Annotated in this window: 8 protein-coding genes, 4 rRNA genes and 1 pseudogene; 1 reads left to right on the forward strand and 12 read right to left on the reverse strand. The window is 40.0% G+C overall.

Annotated elements, in window-relative coordinates; genetic code table 11:
• Positions 1 to 21 precede the first annotated feature (21 nt).
• The 10 genes and pseudogenes from R4B61_RS02125 to R4B61_RS02170 form a co-directional block, all read right to left on the reverse strand.
• Positions 22 to 1,598 (reverse strand): 16S ribosomal RNA (locus R4B61_RS02125).
• Positions 1,599 to 1,984: 386 nt separating this feature from the next.
• Positions 1,985 to 2,101, reverse strand: a 5S ribosomal RNA gene (rrf, locus tag R4B61_RS02130).
• 83 nt (positions 2,102 to 2,184) lie between these two features.
• Positions 2,185 to 5,099: ribosomal RNA gene (locus R4B61_RS02135) — 23S ribosomal RNA — on the reverse strand.
• Positions 5,100 to 5,313: 214 nt separating this feature from the next.
• Positions 5,314 to 6,890: ribosomal RNA gene (locus R4B61_RS02140) — 16S ribosomal RNA — on the reverse strand.
• The 16S, 23S and 5S rRNA genes sit together here, the layout of an rRNA operon.
• Before the next feature lie 392 nt (positions 6,891 to 7,282).
• Positions 7,283 to 9,814, reverse strand: a complete 2,532-nt coding sequence (locus tag R4B61_RS02145; RefSeq protein WP_413628002.1) for a M1 family metallopeptidase — start codon at positions 9,812 to 9,814, stop codon at positions 7,283 to 7,285.
• Positions 9,815 to 9,947: 133 nt separating this feature from the next.
• On the reverse strand, positions 9,948 to 11,735 hold the full coding sequence (locus R4B61_RS02150; RefSeq protein ID WP_413628003.1) for an oligopeptide ABC transporter substrate-binding protein: 1,788 nt from the start codon (positions 11,733 to 11,735) through the stop codon (positions 9,948 to 9,950).
• A gap of 85 nt (positions 11,736 to 11,820) precedes the next feature.
• Positions 11,821 to 12,762 carry an ABC transporter permease gene (locus R4B61_RS02155; RefSeq protein WP_413628004.1) on the reverse strand — a complete coding sequence of 314 codons (942 nt, stop codon included), beginning with the start codon at positions 12,760 to 12,762 and terminating at the stop codon, positions 11,821 to 11,823.
• Positions 12,763 to 12,777: 15 nt separating this feature from the next.
• The gene (locus R4B61_RS02160; RefSeq protein WP_413628005.1) at positions 12,778 to 13,737 is read right to left on the reverse strand and encodes an ABC transporter permease; all 960 of its coding nucleotides are present in this window, start codon (positions 13,735 to 13,737) and stop codon (positions 12,778 to 12,780) included.
• A gap of 2 nt (positions 13,738 to 13,739) precedes the next feature.
• Positions 13,740 to 14,711: an ABC transporter ATP-binding protein gene (locus tag R4B61_RS02165; RefSeq protein ID WP_413628006.1), complete on the reverse strand. Its 972-nt coding sequence runs from the start codon at positions 14,709 to 14,711 to the stop codon at positions 13,740 to 13,742.
• Positions 14,711 to 15,724 (reverse strand): annotated as a pseudogene (locus tag R4B61_RS02170) (ABC transporter ATP-binding protein). Before R4B61_RS02170 ends, R4B61_RS02165 begins: the two are co-directional and overlap by 1 nt.
• A gap of 605 nt (positions 15,725 to 16,329) precedes the next feature.
• On the opposite strand from R4B61_RS02170, the gene R4B61_RS02175 reads away from it, so the two are divergent.
• Positions 16,330 to 17,523: an MFS transporter gene (locus R4B61_RS02175; RefSeq protein WP_413628007.1), complete on the forward strand. Its 1,194-nt coding sequence runs from the start codon at positions 16,330 to 16,332 to the stop codon at positions 17,521 to 17,523.
• Between the two features lie 48 nt (positions 17,524 to 17,571).
• Here R4B61_RS02175 and R4B61_RS02180 read toward each other — a convergent pair whose 3' ends face one another.
• Together R4B61_RS02180 and spxB are read right to left on the reverse strand one after the other, a co-directional pair.
• On the reverse strand, positions 17,572 to 18,354 hold the full coding sequence (locus R4B61_RS02180) for a sulfite exporter TauE/SafE family protein (protein WP_413628008.1): 783 nt from the start codon (positions 18,352 to 18,354) through the stop codon (positions 17,572 to 17,574).
• Positions 18,355 to 18,520: 166 nt separating this feature from the next.
• Entirely contained in the window at positions 18,521 to 20,335 is a 1,815-nt protein-coding gene (gene spxB, locus R4B61_RS02185) for a pyruvate oxidase (RefSeq protein WP_413628009.1), read from the reverse strand.
• Positions 20,336 to 20,343 lie beyond the last annotated feature (8 nt).

Raw genomic sequence — 20,343 nt, forward strand, 5'->3', positions numbered from 1 at the left:
AGGTTCCGAATTATTCCTTAGAAAGGAGGTGATCCAGCCGCAGGTTCTCCTACGGCTACCTTGTTACGACTTCACCCTAATCATCTGTCCCACCTTAGGCGGCGGACTCCTAAAAGGTTATCCAACCGACTTTGGGTGTTACAAACTCTCATGGTGTGACGGGCGGTGTGTACAAGACCCGGGAACGTATTCACCGTGGCATGCTGATCCACGATTACTAGCGATTCCAACTTCATGCAGGCGAGTTGCAGCCTGCAATCCGAACTGAGAATGGCTTTAAGAGATTAGCTTGACCTCGCGGTTTCGCAACTCGTTGTACCATCCATTGTAGCACGTGTGTAGCCCAGGACATAAGGGGCATGATGATTTGACGTCGTCCCCACCTTCCTCCGGTTTATCACCGGCAGTCTCTCTAGAGTGCCCAACTTAATGCTGGCAACTAAAGACAAGGGTTGCGCTCGTTGCGGGACTTAACCCAACATCTCACGACACGAGCTGACGACAACCATGCACCACCTGTCATTCTGTCCCCGAAGGGAACGTCTAATCTCTTAGATTGGCAGAAGATGTCAAGTCCTGGTAAGGTTCTTCGCGTAGCATCGAATTAAACCACATGCTCCACCGCTTGTGCGGGTCCCCGTCAATTCCTTTGAGTTTCAACCTTGCGGTCGTACTCCCCAGGCGGAATGCTTAATGCGTTAGCTGCGGCACTGAGAGGCGGAAACCTCCCAACACCTAGCATTCATCGTTTACGGCATGGACTACCAGGGTATCTAATCCTGTTTGCTACCCATGCTTTCGAGCCTCAGCGTCAGTTACAGACCAGATAGCCGCCTTCGCCACTGGTGTTCCTTCATATATCTACGCATTTCACCGCTACACATGAAGTTCCACTATCCTTTTCTGCACTCAAGTTTCCCAGTTTCCGATGCACTTCTCCGGTTAAGCCGAAGGCTTTCACATCAGACTTAAGAAACCGCCTGCGCTCCCTTTACGCCCAATAAATCCGGACAACGTTTGCCACCTACGTATTACCGCGGCTGCTGGCACGTAGTTAGCCGTGACTTTCTGGTTAGATACCGTCACACCGTAAGCAGTTACTCTTACAGTCGTTCTTCTCTAACAACAGAGTTTTACGAGCCGAAACCCTTCTTCACTCACGCGGCGTTGCTCCATCAGACTTTCGTCCATTGTGGAAGATTCCCTACTGCTGCCTCCCGTAGGAGTATGGGCCGTGTCTCAGTCCCATTGTGGCAGATTACCCTCTCAGGTCTGCTACGCATCATCGCCTTGGTGAGCTTTTATCTCACCAACTAGCTAATGCGCCGCGGGTCCATCCAAAAGCGACAGCACAAAGGCCATCTTTCAAACGCAAACCATGTGGTTTGTGTTGTTATACGGTATTAGCATCTGTTTCCAGGTGTTATCCCCTTCTTCTGGGCAGGTTACCCACGTGTTACTCACCAGTTCGCCACTCAGTTGGATCCAGAGTCATGTCGATGCAAGCATCAACAATCATTAGGGCAACTTCGTTCGACTTGCATGTATTAGGCACGCCGCCAACGTTCGTCCTGAGCCAGGATCAAACTCTCATTTTAAAATGAGAACTTTACTAGCTCTGCTTTATTTTTTTGCAAATTGACATTGCATTTGTTTAATTTTCGAACTAAGTTCAAAAATTTCCTTACACTGTTTGTAATCAAAATCTTGTTCAGTTTTCAAAGATCTACTCAGTTGACTGCCTCAGCAGTACTTGATTAATATTACACGCTATAACGCGGTTTGTCAACAACTTTTTCAATTGATTTAAATCAATTTTTTTGCTAACTCGTTAACCTCGTTTAACGAACATTTAATATAATACAGCCTTAATCCTTATGCGTCAACCAAAATTCAAAAATTTCTAACACTTTTTTTAAAACCAAAAATGTGATTTTAAACCAAAAAAAATCCCTAGCACCGAAATGCTAGAGATTTTAAATTTGCGTGGCAACTTCCTATCCTCACAGGGGGCGATCCCCCAACTACTTTTGGCGTTCTGAAGCTTAACTACTGTGTTCGGCATGGGAACAGGTGTATCCTTCAGGCTATCGCCACCACACTATTTTGTTTGAAAGAACTTTGTTCTCTCAAAACTAGATAATATCTTTTCTTTTCCGAGTTACCATTATATCTTAATTCTACTTGGTTAAGTCCTCGACTGATTAGTATTAGTCCGCTTCAAGTATCGCTACTCTTCCACTTCTAACCTATCTACCTGATCATCTTTCAGGAGTCTTACTTCCATAAAGGAATGGGAAATCTCATCTTGAGGCGAGTTTCACACTTAGATGCTTTCAGCGTTTATCTCATCCATACATAGCTACTCAGCAATGCGCCTGGCGGCGCAACTGATACACCAGCGGTATGTCCATCCCGGTCCTCTCGTACTAGGGACAGCTCCTCTCAAATTTCCTGCGCCCGCGACGGATAGGGACCGAACTGTCTCACGACGTTCTGAACCCAGCTCGCGTACCGCTTTAATGGGCGAACAGCCCAACCCTTGGGACCAACTACAGCCCCAGGATGCGATGAGCCGACATCGAGGTGCCAAACCTCCCCGTCGATGTGAACTCTTGGGGGAGATAAGCCTGTTATCCCCAGGGTAGCTTTTATCCGTTGAGCGATGGCCCTTCCATACGGTACCACCGGATCACTAAGTCCGACTTTCGTCCCTGCTCGACCTGTTTGTCTCGCAGTCAAGCTTGCTTTTGCCTTTACACTTTAGGAATGATTTCCAACCATTCTAAGCAAACCTTTGAGCGCCTCCGTTACTATTTAGGAGGCGACCGCCCCAGTCAAACTGCCAACCAGACACTGTCTCCGTGCACGATAAGTGCACAGGGTTAGAGTGTTCACATAACAAGGGTAGTATCCCAATGATGCCTCCACCGAAACTAGCGTTCCGGTTTCAATGGCTCCTACCTATGCTGTACAAGTTATGTAAACACCCAATATCAAGCTACAGTAAAGCTCCATGGGGTCTTTCCGTCCTGTCGCGGGTAACCTGCTTCTTCACAGGTATCTTAATTTCACCGAGTCTATCGTTGAGACAGTACTCAAATCGTTACGCCTTTCGTGCGGGTCGGAACTTACCCGACAAGGAATTTCGCTACCTTAGGACCGTTATAGTTACGGCCGCCGTTTACTGGGGCTTCATTTCGATGCTTTGCCGAAGCTAACATTTCCACTTAACCTTCCAGCACCGGGCAGGCGTCAGCCCATATACTTCATCTTACGATTTTGCATAAACCTGTGTTTTTGATAAACAGTCGTTTGAGTCTTTTCACTGCGGCTGACCTTACGGCCAGCACCCCTTCTTCCGAAGTTACGGGGTCATTTTGCCGAGTTCCTTAACGATAGTTCTCTCGCTCACCTGAGGATACTCTCCTCGACTACCTGTGTCGGTTTGCGGTACGGGTAATTAATTACTAACTAGAAGCTTTTCTCGGCAGCGTGACATCAGGCACTTCTCTACTTAAATTTCGATCCTCATCATCGCTTGTCAACTCGGAAAGAAGCATTTAACTCCTCTCCTGACTTACGATTTAAACACACATTTCCAGCCGTGTGCATACCTTAGCCTTCTGCGTCCCTCCGTTGTTCAAACATAATTAACTAGTACAGGAATCTCAACCTGTTATCCATCGCCTACGCTTCTCAGCCTCGGCTTAGGTCCCGACTAACCCTGGGTGGACGAGCCTTCCCCAGGAAACCTTAGTCATACGGTGGATCAGATTCTCACTGATCTTTCGCTACTCATACCGGCATTCTCACTTCTAAGCGCTCCAATAGTCCTTACGGTCTACCTTCATTGCCCTTAGAACGCTCTCCTATCACGCAACATAGTTGCGTCCGCAGTCTCGGTAATATGCTTAGCCCCGGTAAATTTTCGGCGCAGAATCACTCGACTAGTGAGCTATTACGCACTCTTTAAATGGTGGCTGCTTCTGAGCCAACATCCTAGTTGTCTAAGCAACTCCACCTCCTTTTCCACTTAGCATATATTTAGGGACCTTAACTGGCGGTCTGGGCTGTTCCCCTTTCGACAATGGATCTTATCACTCATTGTCTGACTCCCGGACATAAATCAATGGTATTCGGAGTTTATCTGAACTTAGTAATCCTAGATGGACCCCTTGCTCAAACAGTGCTCTACCTCCATGATTCTAATTCCGAGGCTAGCCCTAAAGCTATTTCGGAGAGAACCAGCTATCTCCAAGTTCGTTTGGAATTTCACCGCTACCCACACCTCATCCCAGCACTTTTCAACGTACACGGGTTCGGACCTCCGGTGCGTATTACCGCACTTTCATCCTGGACATGGGTAGATCACCTGGTTTCGGGTCTACGGCAACATACTAATTCGCCCTCTTAAGACTCGCTTTCGCTACGGCTCCGCGTTTTCGGCTTAACCTTGCATGCAACTGTAACTCGCCGGTTCATTCTACAAGAGGCACGCCATCACCCATTAACGGGCTCTGACTGCTTGTAGGCACATGGTTGCAGGAACTATTTCACTCCCCTTCCGGGGTGCTTTTCACCTTTCCCTCACGGTACTGGTTCACTATCGGTCACTAGGTAGTATTTAGCCTTGGGAGATGGTCCTCCCAGATTCCGACGACGTTTCACGTGTGTCGCCGTACTCAGGATCCTGAACTGAGGGTATTCGATTTCGCTTACGAGACTATCACTCTCTTTGGTGTAGCTTCCCAACTACTTCAACTATCAAATACTTTTGTAACTCAGATGTTCAGTCCTACAACCCCGAACCACAAGGGTTCGGTTTGGGCTATTCCCAGTTCGCTCGCCGCTACTTTGGGAATCGAAATTTCTTTATATTCCTGCGGGTACTTAGATGTTTCAGTTCCCCGCGTTTGCCTTTACGCAGCTATGTATTCACTACGCAATGATTAGTCATTACACTAATCGAGTTTCCTCATTCGGAAATCTCCGGATCAAAGCTTACGTACAGCTCCCCGAAGCATATCGGTGTTAGTTCCGTCCTTCATCGGCTCCTAGTACCAAGGCATTCACCATGCGCCCTTAATAACTTAACCTATAATCCAACGGATTATAAATTATTGAGTTTTAGCGATTATAATTAATTAAAAAACTCAAAATAACACAATGGTTATTTCTCGGTGTAATTATATATAAATATAATTTTACAGAAAATAATATTATCTAGTTTTCAAAGAACAAGTTTGAGAGTAGATTCTCTCAAAACTAAACAAGCTTTTGATTAGTGTAAGGTTCCGAATTATTCCTTAGAAAGGAGGTGATCCAGCCGCAGGTTCTCCTACGGCTACCTTGTTACGACTTCACCCTAATCATCTGTCCCACCTTAGGCGGCGGACTCCTAAAAGGTTATCCAACCGACTTTGGGTGTTACAAACTCTCATGGTGTGACGGGCGGTGTGTACAAGACCCGGGAACGTATTCACCGTGGCATGCTGATCCACGATTACTAGCGATTCCAACTTCATGCAGGCGAGTTGCAGCCTGCAATCCGAACTGAGAATGGCTTTAAGAGATTAGCTTGACCTCGCGGTTTCGCAACTCGTTGTACCATCCATTGTAGCACGTGTGTAGCCCAGGACATAAGGGGCATGATGATTTGACGTCGTCCCCACCTTCCTCCGGTTTATCACCGGCAGTCTCTCTAGAGTGCCCAACTTAATGCTGGCAACTAAAGACAAGGGTTGCGCTCGTTGCGGGACTTAACCCAACATCTCACGACACGAGCTGACGACAACCATGCACCACCTGTCATTCTGTCCCCGAAGGGAACGTCTAATCTCTTAGATTGGCAGAAGATGTCAAGTCCTGGTAAGGTTCTTCGCGTAGCATCGAATTAAACCACATGCTCCACCGCTTGTGCGGGTCCCCGTCAATTCCTTTGAGTTTCAACCTTGCGGTCGTACTCCCCAGGCGGAATGCTTAATGCGTTAGCTGCGGCACTGAGAGGCGGAAACCTCCCAACACCTAGCATTCATCGTTTACGGCATGGACTACCAGGGTATCTAATCCTGTTTGCTACCCATGCTTTCGAGCCTCAGCGTCAGTTACAGACCAGATAGCCGCCTTCGCCACTGGTGTTCCTTCATATATCTACGCATTTCACCGCTACACATGAAGTTCCACTATCCTTTTCTGCACTCAAGTCTCCCAGTTTCCGATGCACTTCTCCGGTTAAGCCGAAGGCTTTCACATCAGACTTAAGAAACCGCCTGCGCTCCCTTTACGCCCAATAAATCCGGACAACGTTTGCCACCTACGTATTACCGCGGCTGCTGGCACGTAGTTAGCCGTGACTTTCTGGTTAGATACCGTCACACCGTAAGCAGTTACTCTTACAGTCGTTCTTCTCTAACAACAGAGTTTTACGAGCCGAAACCCTTCTTCACTCACGCGGCGTTGCTCCATCAGACTTTCGTCCATTGTGGAAGATTCCCTACTGCTGCCTCCCGTAGGAGTATGGGCCGTGTCTCAGTCCCATTGTGGCAGATTACCCTCTCAGGTCTGCTACGCATCATCGCCTTGGTGAGCTTTTATCTCACCAACTAGCTAATGCGCCGCGGGTCCATCCAAAAGCGACAGCACAAAGGCCATCTTTCAAACGCAAACCATGTGGTTTGTGTTGTTATACGGTATTAGCATCTGTTTCCAGGTGTTATCCCCTTCTTCTGGGCAGGTTACCCACGTGTTACTCACCAGTTCGCCACTCAGTTGGATCCAGAGTCATGTTGATGCAAGCATCAACAATCATTAGGGCAACTTCGTTCGACTTGCATGTATTAGGCACGCCGCCAACGTTCGTCCTGAGCCAGGATCAAACTCTCATTTTAAAATGAGAACTTTACTAGCTCTGCTTTATTTTTTTGCAAATTGACATTGCATTTGTTTAATTTTCGAACTAAGTTCAAAAATTTCCTTACACTGTTTGTAATCAAAATCTTGTTCAGTTTTCAAAGATCTACTCAATTGACTGCCTCAGCAGTACTTGATTAATATTACACGCTATAACGCGGTTTGTCAACAACTTTTTTAACTGATTTAAATCAGTTTTTCGCGCTAACTTGTTAACCTCGTTTAACGAACATTTAATATAATACAGCCTTACAGCTTATGCGTCAACTAAAAATTAAACTTTATTGTAATCATTTTCATTTGCCAAACCAAAAAACAAAACAAAAAGGCCGCCAAGCTTGCTATTGCAAACCCAGTCAGCCTTTATTTATTATAATTCTTTTTTAATTGAATGATTAACTCTTTCACTCTCTTTAGAAATTAAATCAACCTTACCTTCAATTAATTTAATATCCATATTAATCTCACGAGTTAATCCTGGAGTATCTAATTTAGGTTCAAAAAATGCTTTAAATTCTTCTAATCTAGATTGCGTATGGAAAACATTAGCAGTCACAGTAATATAAGTAGCAAATTCCATATCACCACCAACTGTTTTTTCCAACCAATCCCATTCTTTTCTCATCCAATTCCAAGCAGCTTCTTGTCCCGCTTCATTAGCAAGTACTCCTCGGTACCAAGCACGTAAATCTTGTGGTTTAATGACATCTGCATTTTCAAAATCATTCACCAACTTATTTACTAAATCAGGATCTTTAAAGTTAGGAACCGCCAAACAAATATCTTGTTTAAAACTTGGATCAGAAGTTTCGTGATAAGCTTTCATTAATTTATCAAAAAGAGCTTCACTAGCAAAATTTTGCACTTCATTTTTCAATACTAATCCACGAATGTCTGCCGATAGAGAATCTAAATCATCTTCATTATCAGCATAAATTTCATGAGCTTGAGCAATTGAAATAACATCCTTGGCATATAATGAAGCATTCAAAACAAACGGTCTAGTCAGTTGGTCATCATTAGAATCTTCTTCCTTGGGATTCCAATCGAGTCGTTCAACTTGGCTACGACTAAGCTTACCAAACAAATTTTGTAAGTTTTCTTCATCAGATGAACCAGGTGTCACGAATTGCTTCAACGAATTAGCAATGTTATATAGAACAGAATTAACCGCAGCAGATTTATCACCGGCAAATTCCACTAACATTGGTACCAATTTAGCATATGACTTTCTTTGACCCAAAGCTAATAGATAAGCATCTTGTAAAATTTGACGTTTGGCAATCGCATCCAGTTCATCCGCATGCTTTAAAATATCATCCATTAATTGATCATCGTACATAACCACAAAATGAGAATTGTTTCCTTGGTTCAAACGGAAAGGTTCCCCAAATTGTGATCTTAGTTTTTGATAATTACCTAATTTAATGGTTTTTTCTTTCATAATTTGTGGTGTTGAATAGTTACCACTTAATGGAATTTCCCATTGACGACCTTGATCTTCACCTTCACCAATAAAGAACTGTTCTTGGCTCAATTCTAATTGACCATCTTCAGCGACTTTTGCAGTTACCACTGGATATCCTGGTTGTTCTAACCAAGACTGCATAATTTCACCAACGTTAATTCCCGCTGCATCTCCTAAAGCTTTCCAGAGATCAGCACCAGTAGAATTACCGTACTTATGAGCAGCAAAGTAATTCTTTAGTCCTTCACGGAGGGCATCATCGCCAATTAAAGATCTAACCATTACAAGCATCCGCGCACCTTTTGCATACACAATTGCCCCATCAAACAATGAATCGATTTCAGCTGGATTATTAACATCCACGTGGACTGATTGAACTCCATCGGTAGCATCTCGTTTCAAAGCTGCAGGAACATCGTGTTGCTGGAATAGTTCCCAAACTTTCCATTCAGGGTTCAATGCATCTACCGCTACGTATTCCATCATATTGGCAAAACTTTCATTTAACCAAAGATCATCCCACCATTTCATAGTAACTAAATCACCAAACCATTGGTGAGCTAGTTCATGAGTAATCACAGTAGCAACCACTTCTTTAACATCTAAAGCAGTATTTTCCGGATCAAGTAATAAGTAAGATTCTCGGTAAGTAACTAATCCCCAGTTTTCCATTGCACCTGCAGAAAAATCTGGTAAAGCTAATTGCCATGAGTGTGGCAATGGATAAGGGGTTTGGTAGTAATCTTCGTAAAATTCAATTGCTCGTTTAGCGATATCTAAGGCAAAATCTAATTCACTAGCCTTGTGTGCTTTAGTAGCAAAAACTCCAACCTTCACTCCACTATCAGTTTCGGTAGTTTTGCTTTGTAAATCACCAAATGCAAATGCTACTAAATAAGTAGACATCTTAACAGTTGGTTGGAAATAGTGCACCCCATTTTCAACCCGATCCTCTGGCATATTAGCCAACACAACTTCATTAGCTTGTTCATCAAACTTAATTGCTAAAGAAAAAGTTGCTTTCGCTTCTGGTTCATCGACACAAGGAAATGCTTGGCGCGCAAACGTGGTTTCAAATTGAGTACCAATAACCTGTTTTTTCACGCCATTAACTTCATAATATGATGGATAAATTCCCATTAAAGTATCAGTTAAATCAGTGTGATACTTAATTTTCACTTTAACGTTTCCAGCTTGTGGCAAAGTAATTCGAACTGCTTCTTGTTTATCATCCGTTACAAACGGAACCGCTTGTTCATCTACCACTACTTCATCAATTGTTAAATTCTTTTGGTTCACAGCAATTTCGGTTTGAGTAGCATAACCTGCAATCGCAGTTTCACCACTAATGTTTTTTTGTTTTCGATCAACATCAACAAAAACATCATAATGCTCAGGTTGGAACACATCGTAAAAACGTTCAATCTCTGTCATTGTTTTACCTCTTCTTTATTTTTTCAAGTTATAGCAATTATATACCGCTAACCACTAATTTTTAAATAGTATGCTTACAAGCAAAAATCTACAAAGTCATAGTTGATTTTGTAGATTATCTGCCTAAATAAAATTATTTAACTTCAGTTTGAGTTAATTCAAGATTACTAAATGAGTTATCGCCATTAGAAGGTTTAACGCTGTAACCCTTAACCCGCTTGTTAACTGGTTCCCATGATAAATTAAATGCACCAGGAGCATATGCAGTTTCTTTGTTCATGTATGCTTGCCAGTCCTTAAATTGTTTTTCACGGTACTTATCGTCCCAAGCTTTTTCATTATTCATGTTGTTCATCAACTTAGTGTTTTCAGCTGAAACAAAGTGACCCAAGTTAAATGGTGCGTTTTGTCCATAGATTTGAGTTGGAGTTGGTTCAGATGACAATGACCAAGCACCGTTGAAAACATCAATATCTTTTTGATCTGGTTTTTGGATTTCAGCAGCATAACTATTGAATTCCATTGGTTTTCCAGAAGTGTACTTAACGTTCAATCCTAGTTTGTGCCATTGTTGCAATTCATATTTATGAGTTGCATTAACAGTAGCAGATGATGAAGCTACGGCAAAGTTAATTTCTAGTGGCTTACCATTTGGTTGAACTCTCCACTTGCCCTTCTTCTTGTAACCAGCATCATCAAGTAGTTTGTTAGCCTTATCCATATCATACTTGAAACCAGCTTCTTTAGAATTGTAAAGGTTTTTGAATACAGGTGGAAGCAATGTGTTAGCTCTCCAAGAAACTCCATTCCCAAATTTCTTAGAAACTTGATCAAGATCAATTGCATACATCATCGCTTGTCTCAAGTTTTTATTACTCATCTTCTTGTTCTTATCAGTCACTTGTTTGCCAGTCTTAGGATCCATATGGCCTAAATTAAAACCGAAGTAACTGTATGAAAGAGCAGGTTTTCCAACCACTTGATAGTTCTTCAACTTTTCAATCTTAGGATAATCAGCACCAGATGCCCCACCTTTCAAGAAGTCATACTTCTTAGCCTTCAAAGCAGCAACTGCATTGCTAGTTGAAAGAACTTGGATATCAATATGTTGAACCTTAGCTTTCTTACCCCAGAAGTACTTGTTAGGACTCCAACTAGTTGATTCACCTTCAACTACTTTATCCAACTTGTAAGCTCCAGTGAAAATTGGATTCTTTCGGATTTGATCTGAAGAAACAAGATCTGCAATTTTTACATCTTTGAGATATTCATAGGGTTCAACTGCTGACCAAATAAATGAGTTTCTAGCATATTGCATTGCTGGAGTTACGCGGTCAAAATGAAGAACGGTTTTTTTACCATTTTCGCCATCAGGATAAGTAATTCCAGAAATTGTGTCTGATTTACCTTCATGGTAGTCTTTCATACCCTTGATATTTTCGAAATCTTCACTATATTGTTGTGATTTTGACTCTGGGTTAGCGATAACTTCGTATGCATATTCAACGTCTTTAGCAGTAACCGGAGTTCCGTTAGACCACTTAGCATTGTCACGAAGGGTAATGGTTGCCGTTTTGGCTTTTCGATCTAGTTTTAGATTTGCCAAACCTCCGTCAACAATTTTGTAGTTATCATCAGTGGCAAACAAGTTGTTTAAGCCACCAGGAGAAAATACATCCGCATCAGTTGCTACTGAAGCTAAAGCTGGTGATGTAATCCCTGTAAATGGAGAATCACTAACTTCCCCAATCTTTAAAGTACCTTGATTTGCCTTATCGCTAGCTTTTTCTGAAGCACTATAAGTTTGTGGCAATTTTGGGGTTTTAGTTGCCGCGTCATCTGAACCGTTTGAACAAGCTGCCAATGATAGTGCAAGCAACGCAGCACTCCCAAACATCGCAAATTTGTGTCGTTTCTTCATTCCTTTTCCCTCCAAAAATTTTTGTTTAATATCATGAATCATAATGCCTACGATCTTTGCACCACCTCCTAAAAATGTTACTTATTTAGCTACCCTTTCTTTGGGTTGAGTCAGCAGTTCTTCTAAGTACCTGTCCAACATAACTAATTGCTAAACAAAGCAAAATAATTTCAACTGCGGCTGGTAACCATGTCCACCAATACTGCGTAATATTATTTGGATCATTAGCATTCGCAATCAAAGTTCCTAAGGAAGGCGTTCCATCTGGAAGCCCAAAACCTAGATAAGAAAGTCCGGTTTCAACCCCAATATTTTCTGCAAATGATAAAGTTGTATCCACAATTAATAACGAAGCAATGTTGGGTAAAATTTCTCGAAAAATTATTTTAAAATTACTGGTTCCTGACGTTTTAGAAGCCGCTACATAATCTTTTTGTGCTTCCGCCAAAGTACTAGAACGAACTAGACGCGAGGTCCCCATCCAATAAAATAATGACAAAAGTAATGTCAATGTAATGGCGTTGTAGTTTGGAATAATCGTTACAATCACGATGATAGTCATTAGCATTGGAATAATCATCATAAAGTCATAGACCCGCTGCATTGCTAAATCAACGTAACCACCGTAATATCCAGAAACCATTCCATAAACAATCCCAAACGTCGAAGAGATAACCGTTAATCCAATTGCAATTAAAATCGAATTTCTAGACCCAACGATTAATTGAGAAAAGATAGGACGTCCACTAGAATCAGCTCCCAAGATATAATTACTAAACGGTTTGGCATAATAACCCATTAAATCCGTTTCCATAATATTGGGAATGTTAATGAAAAACGATCCTAAAATCACTAGCAGAATGAAGAAGATAATAAATAATGCCGAAATCAAAGCTACTTTATCCGCTTTAAATTCATTTAACATCACCTTTACGGTACTGGGTGTCGCTTCCGCTTCCGCTTCTTTGGAAATCTCTAAAAGTTCCGCTTCAGAAAACTCATCACGAGCACTAAAATCATAAGCCATTTATTTTCTCCTTTCCTACTCAATTCGAATTCTTGGATCGACAATACTTAACACGATATCTGAAATTAACGTTCCCATTAAGTTTAAAAATCCGTATAACAGTACCAAGGTTGTGATTACCGTATAATCACGGAAGTTCACTGCATTTAAAAATAGTTGTCCCATTCCTGGGTATGAAAATATCATTTCTGTAAAAATTGAACCCGTTAACAAACCAGTAATGGAGTACCCCGCAAAAGCAGCAATGGGTAACAAAGAATTTCTAAAAATATGATGCTTATAGATATCTTTTTCCGGAACTCCTTTAGCAACTGCCGTTTTAACATAAGCCGAATGCTTGGCATCAATCACTTGCGACCTTAAATATTGCACAATATTAACGGTTCCAAATAACGCCCCTAGCATTCCTGGTAAAATAATGTGACTTAATCTAGAAAGTGAGGTTCCACCGAATCCATTAGCTGTCGGTGCAACCGATCCAGCAGTTGGGAACCAGCCTAATGCATAACCGAAAATCCAAATTCCAATTACCAAAACTACGAAAAAAGGAATTGACATAGTAATGTACGTGTAAATTCTGGTAATTGTATCCGGAAGTTTGCCTTCATGTTTCCCAGCATAAATCCCTAGTGGTAAACCAATAGCGTAAGTCATAATCATGGTGAAGAATGCCAACCATAAAGTATTCATTCCTCGTTGTTTAATCAGATTAACCACTGGCATTTGGTATTCATAACTCATTCCTAAGTTACCGTGGAATAAGTTAACCACCCAGTTCCAATACTGTTGGTACCAGGGATCAAACAATCCATTGGCTTCCATCAAACGATGAATTTGTGCCGGACTACTTTTAGGATTAATTGAGCCACTAAACGGATCCCCTGGCATTGCTTTAGCTAATAAAAACACCAAAATACTAAGCACTACTAGCTCAGGAATAATAATTAAGACACGTCGTAAAATCGTTTTCCACATAATTAATCTCCCTCTTCTTTAATGTTTTTGTATCTAAGCGCTTCTTTAGGTGGTAAAGAAACCAAGTGCCCCGGAGAAACTTCAACCATGGGATAAGCGCGATCTTCTGAATCATAGTATTCATTCCGTTTTTCTTGATATAACTTTTCAACTGCTTTTCTTTTGTCTCGTGCTTCACTGCGCTTATTAACATCCGTATCCGGAATCGCCGCTAACAACCGCTTGGTATAAATATGTTTAGGATGGTTATAAATATCATCACGACTACCAATCTCAACTACTTGTCCATTATTCATAATGGCAATTCGATCACACATATGCCGAACGACTCCTAAATCATGAGAAATAAACAAATAAGAAACCCCTAATTTTTGTTGGATTTTTTTCATAAAGTTTAAAACCTGCGCTTGCACTGATAAATCCAATGCAGAAACCGGTTCATCAGCAATAATCAATTTAGGATTCGTTGCCACAGCCCTCGCAATTCCAATTCGTTGCCGTTGACCCCCAGAAAATTGGTGCGGATATTTATATAATGAATCAGGAGAAAGTCCAACGATTTTCATCAATTCCAAAACTCGAACTTTTTCTTGACTAGCATCCAATTTCTCAAAATTTTTCAAAGGCTCCGCAATAATACTTTCAATTCTTTTTCTAGGATTAAGACTAGAAAATGAATCTTGAAAAATCATTTGTACAAATCGATCATAATCAACACTTGAACGTGATTTTTTAGCAGTAACGTCTTTTCCTTCAAACGTTATAGAACCAGAAGTTACATCTTCTAATCCGATAATTGCACGTCCTGTAGTTGACTTTCCGGAACCAGATTCACCAACTAATCCAAATGATTCCCCCGGCTCAATTTCAAAACTAACCCCATCAACTGCATGAACATTATCAACCACTCCGTTAAAGAAGCCGCCCCGAATAGGAAAATGGACTTTTAAATTATTTATTTTAATCAGACTCATTAGCCCTCTTCCTCCCTAAAGTAAAAATTCTTATAGCAGGTACAACGAACTTCGTGATCATTTCCAATTTTATGCATCACTGGATGCTCCTCATGCTCACTGGCCGCAATCCAAGGAATTCTAGGAGCAAATTTATCTCCATCAGCAGGCATTTTTTGTAGCGAAGGAACGGACCCCTCAATTACATATAAATCATCAGACTTACTGTTTATTTGCGGAATTGATTTCATCAATGATCTTGTATAAGGATGTTTAGGATGATTAAAAATCTCTTCTACAGAGCCCTTTTCTACAATTTGCCCCGCATACATTACGTGTACATAATCTGCAGTTTCTGCCACCACTCCTAAATCATGGGTAATTAAAATGATGCTAGAGTGGTTTTCTTTTTGAATATCTTTTAATAAATCTAAAATTTGAGCTTGAATGGTAACATCTAACGCTGTCGTTGGTTCATCCGCAATAATAAAGTCGGGTTTACATGCAATGGCAATCGCAATCACGATTCGCTGCCGCATTCCACCAGATAGTTGATGTGGAAATTGATGGGCCGTTCGTTTAGGATCTACAATTCCAACTTGATCTAATAATTCAAGCATGCGTTGGTGGCGTTCTGTTTTAGTCATATCCGTGTGATACAACAAAACCTCTTGAATTTGATCCTCAATTCGCTTTAACGGATTCAATGCAGATAATGGATCTTGAAAAATCATTCCAATCTTACTTCCACGAATTTTGTTATAGGCCGGTTCATCGATTTGAGTTAAATCTTGTCCCTCAAAATCAATTTCACCACTAATCTCAGTCTCACTAGGATCTTGCAATCCCATAATGGTGTTTACCAAAGTACTTTTACCACAACCTGATTCTCCAACAATCGCAAGAATTTCATCCTATTTAATTTTTAAATCAATCCCAGAGATGGCTTTATAAAATCGGTTATTCATTTTAAAAGAAGTCGTTAAATTCTCAACGTTGAGAATTGTGCGTTTTTTGTTACCAACATCTGGCATGTAATTACCTCCGAAAAAGTTTAAGAATTTTTTAAAATTAAATTTTTACTAGAATATCGTTTGAAAACACAAACGTCAACCGTAACATTTAAAAAAACTTAACCATTTTTACGAATTTATTAACTTTTTAATTAAATGTAATCGGTTACATTACTAACATTACTGCTTATTATAAAAATTGAAATTACCATAAAAAATTTTTTATTTTTATTTTATTTCAACCTAATATCATTTTTTTAATTGATACATTATGAAAACAAACATTTACTATAAATTAAGAACAATCTATAAAAGTTAAGCATTATTCATCAAGAATAAAAAAAAAGACCATCTCGTTTTATTCTGGTCTTTTTTAAATACATATTTAAATTGATAATATGGTAGAAAATTTTAAATGTTTTGCTTAATCTGCTCACAGCTATGTAAAAATAACATATGTTCTAAAACCTAACATTGTTCGGATATCTCCTCTCATTTCCTTTAAACTAAAAAAATAATTTCCAAATACCAATTTTTTTAATTTTGGTACCTTACAAAATCTCAATTAGTAAAAAAGTGCTAAAATTAAAGTTAATTCTCAATTACTTACGAAGGGAGTTTTGTATGTGTCTAAAGAAACCAAACGAGCAATTTTAATCATTGTTTTGGCTAACTTCATAATTTGCCTAGGTTGGGGGTTAATCATTCCAGTCGAGCCATTTATCAAACAAGAGTATCATTTAACGGCTGGACAAATGGGAATTATGACTTCTTTATTTGCTTTTTCCCAGTTTATTTTTTCTCCGATTGTCGGTAAATTATCGGATAAAATTGGACGACCCTCATTGCTAACCGCAGGATTACTTCTATATATGATTTCCGAAGTGATGTTTGCGGCGGTTAATAGTTTATCCCTCTTCAATGTTTCTCGAATCATCGGTGGAATTGCCGCAGCCTTAGTAGGAACCACTTCAATGGCTATGGCAGCCGATCTTTCTAGCGAACGTGATCGAGCCCGAGTGATTGGTTGGGTTTCTGCCGCTTTAAGTGGTGGTTTAATTATTGGACCTGGATTAGGTGGAGTCCTTGCTAACATCAGCTATAAAACTCCTTTTTGGTTTGCCGGTGCATCTGGTTTAATTGCTGCCATCGTATTTGTGGTTGGACTTCCTAAGAACGTTAAAAATAATAGTCATGGTGAAATTATCGAAGGAGTTTCTCATATTCCTGATAACGGAATTACTTCTGTTTTGAACAAAGCCATGGTAATTCTATTCGCTATGATTTTAATTTCTTCCTTTGGACTATCTGGCTTTGAAAGTATTTATACCCTCTACGTTAACCAAGTTTTCAAATTTACGTTAAACGAGATTGCTTTAGTTTTAATTCTAAATGGAATTTTTTCTCTAATTTTACAAGTGGTCTTATTCGACAAAATGGTCAATCTTTTTTCTGAGATTGGTCTTACCAGAATCTGTTTTGCAATTAGTACCGCAAGCATTATTTGGATTCTATTGGCCCACTCACAAATTGAAGTGATTATTGCCACCTTATTCATCTTTTGTGCATTCGATATTCTCCGCCCTTCAATTACTACGATTTTGACGCGTTTCGGTAAACAAAATCAGGGTTTAATTAATGGAATCAATATGTCATTAACCAGCGTAGGAACCATTATTGGACCTATTTTTGCTGGAATGTTAATGGATATTAGCCCGAACGTTCCTTACATTATCGTAGCCATTATCTTAGGTTTTTCGGCCTTTATCACCTTTATCGTTAGCTACGAAATGAAGGCAAACAAAAACGTTAATTTATAATTAGCGTAAACAAAAAGAACTAACTTTTCAGTTAGTTCTTTTTTATTTTTATAGATATGCTTTAAAGAATAGTTGTCCTGCCAAAGCAAAGGAAGCAATGGCGATAATGGTTCTTAAAACTTTTACATTAATGTGTCTAACAATGATTGGGCCACTGTAACCACCAATTAACAATCCTAAGCCAAGGGGAACTACTGCTGCCCAAGCAATGGTTGCATTGAAAATAAAAAGTAAGGTAGCCGCAATATTACATGCAAAAGCAATCACATTTTTAACCGCATTATACTCAGCAAAACTTTCATGAGTAATAATTCCTAGGATAGCTAGTAAAACCACCCCACCAGCAGCTCCAAAGTATCCCAGATAGGCACCCACAAACACGATTCCTGTATAACTGGCTAATTTGATCCAGTGATCTTTTTTGGGGTTTTTAATGTGTTCCTTTAACTTAGCGGAAGTTTTACTTTCCGTTCCTCTACCAGAACTAATTAACATAATTCCCGCAGATAAAATAAAAAACGGAACAATTTTTTCAAAGGTCGCTGCTGGTGCCACTAGTAATAGTGAACTTCCAACCAAACTACCAATTACGGCCAGAGTTGTGTAACCCAAAACTCGATGCCATTGACCGTGCAATTCCTTTAAAGAAGAGGGAATGGCACCAATTCCAGTACTTATTAAGGAAACTGTATTAGATACATTGGCAACTACCGGAGGAATTCCGACAATTAACAAGGCAGGATAGGTGGCAATTGATGCCAGTCCTGCAATGGTTGCCAGCAGTCCTCCCGCTATTCCTGCAACAAACAAAAACAAAAAATGTAATATCATGACTGAGAAATCTTCCTTCCAATCTTTCACCTAAATAACAATTGTTTTCATTATACTATTAAATTAGTTTTAAAACAGCGATTAATCTGGGATGTTTCATGTGAAACATTGCTTTAACAAAAAAACAGCCTTAGCAATAATTACTAAGACTGTTTTTAAATTTAAATTAAAGTTCTACTCCGTATTCATCGAAGAAGTGAGCCAATGGTTTTAATTCTTCACCATTGAATTTAGCGAATAATTCTTCAAGAGAGTAACGTTTACCTTCTTGTTGTAAGAATCTTTCATTAACTTCTTCTTGAAGTTTACCGTCAACAATCTTAACCGCAAGATCTTCAACTGGAAGTCCACGTTTCTTGTTGATAGCAACATCAATTAAGAATGGTTTGCCGGCTTTAGTAGCAGCAACTGCTTGATCAAAAGCGGCAGGCAAGTCCTTGTAATCTCTTACTCGAACTGCATCTAATCCCATTCCTTTGGCAATCATGGCGAAATCTTGTTGGTGAAGATCTAGACCAAAGATATCCATCTTAATGTCTTCTTGTTCACCTTCAATAAAGCTCAAGTTACCGTTTTGAGTAACAATGTTAATTACTGGTAATTTGTATTTAGTCATAGTTACTAAATCTTGCATTACCATTGAAAGCGCACCATCACCAGCAATGTTAAATACTTGCTTGTTTGGTTCGTCAAGTTTAGCAGCAATTGCACCAGGAACTCCTGAACCCATTGTGGCAAATAAAGCTGAAATTACCCATTTGTTAGCTGGTTTAAGATCTAAGTATCTAAAGGCATTGATAATGTTATCACCAACGTCAATTGAGTAAACAGCATCTGGTTCTGAGATTCGGTTAATTTGGTTATAAACTTGTGCAGGAGTTAAACTAGCATCTTCGCTAGCTAACATCTTGTTAATGTATTCCTTCCAGTTCTTTTGGTCAGCAACCGCTGCCTTAAAGAATGGAGTTGGAGCAACTTGTTCACTTCTAGCAACCACTTTTTCAGCAAAACTTGTTGCATCTGAAAGAATTGCTAAGTCTGGAACATGATGACTACCTAATTGACTAACTTGGTTATCAATTTGAATGTAGTTAAATTCGTGACTTGCATAGTAACTGTTAGCAAATGGGAAATCTCCACCGATTGCAATTACTAAGTCAGCAGTACTAATAATTTCATCCGCAGCCTTAGAAGCAGCACGGTTAGCAGTTCCTAGATTACCTTCATAATCTTCGTTAACTAAACCACGTGCTAATCCATCAATTACGATTGGAATTTGAAGCTTCTTAGAAAGTTCAATTAATTGATCTCCACCAGCTTTAATTCCACGACCGGCATGAATAACGGGACGTTTAGCTTCCTTAACTAATTTTAAGAATTCATCCACTTCTGCATCAGTTGCTTGTGGTTGAGCAGCTGGTTTTGCGTAAGTTGCAGATGCTGAATCGTAACGAACATCTGGAATCATTTCGAAACCAAAGTTATTAGGAATAACAACTACCGCAACCCCATTTTTAGCATAAGCTTCGTGAATAGCACGATCAACTACGTGAGGAAGACTTTCAGGTGTCATAACCACTCGGTTGTAAACAGCTACATCAGAAAAGATGGGTGTTTCTGGCATTTCTTGGAAGTAGTTATAGTTCATGTTGGTGTTAGGAACTTGACCTACCAAGGCTAACACGGGAGCATGATCTTCTTTAGCATCGTATAAACCATTCAAAAGGTTAACGGCACCAGGACCGGCTGAACCAAAAGCTACCCCAATTTGACCGGTTAATTTAGCGTGTGAACTTGCTGATAAAGCAGCAACTTGTTCATGACGAACTTGTATGTAATTAATTTTTTCTTTTTCAACATCGAGAGCGTGTAGCGTTGAGTTAATTGAACCACCAGGATAACCATAAACATTTTTTACCCCGTATGCTTCAAGAACTTTAAGCATTGCAACAGCTGCAGGAACTAATTTTTCATTTTTCATAAGTAATA

The sequence above is a fragment of the Fructilactobacillus vespulae genome (genome assembly GCF_047324295.1).
In the GTDB taxonomy this organism is placed as follows: Bacteria; Bacillota; Bacilli; order Lactobacillales; family Lactobacillaceae; genus Fructilactobacillus; species Fructilactobacillus vespulae.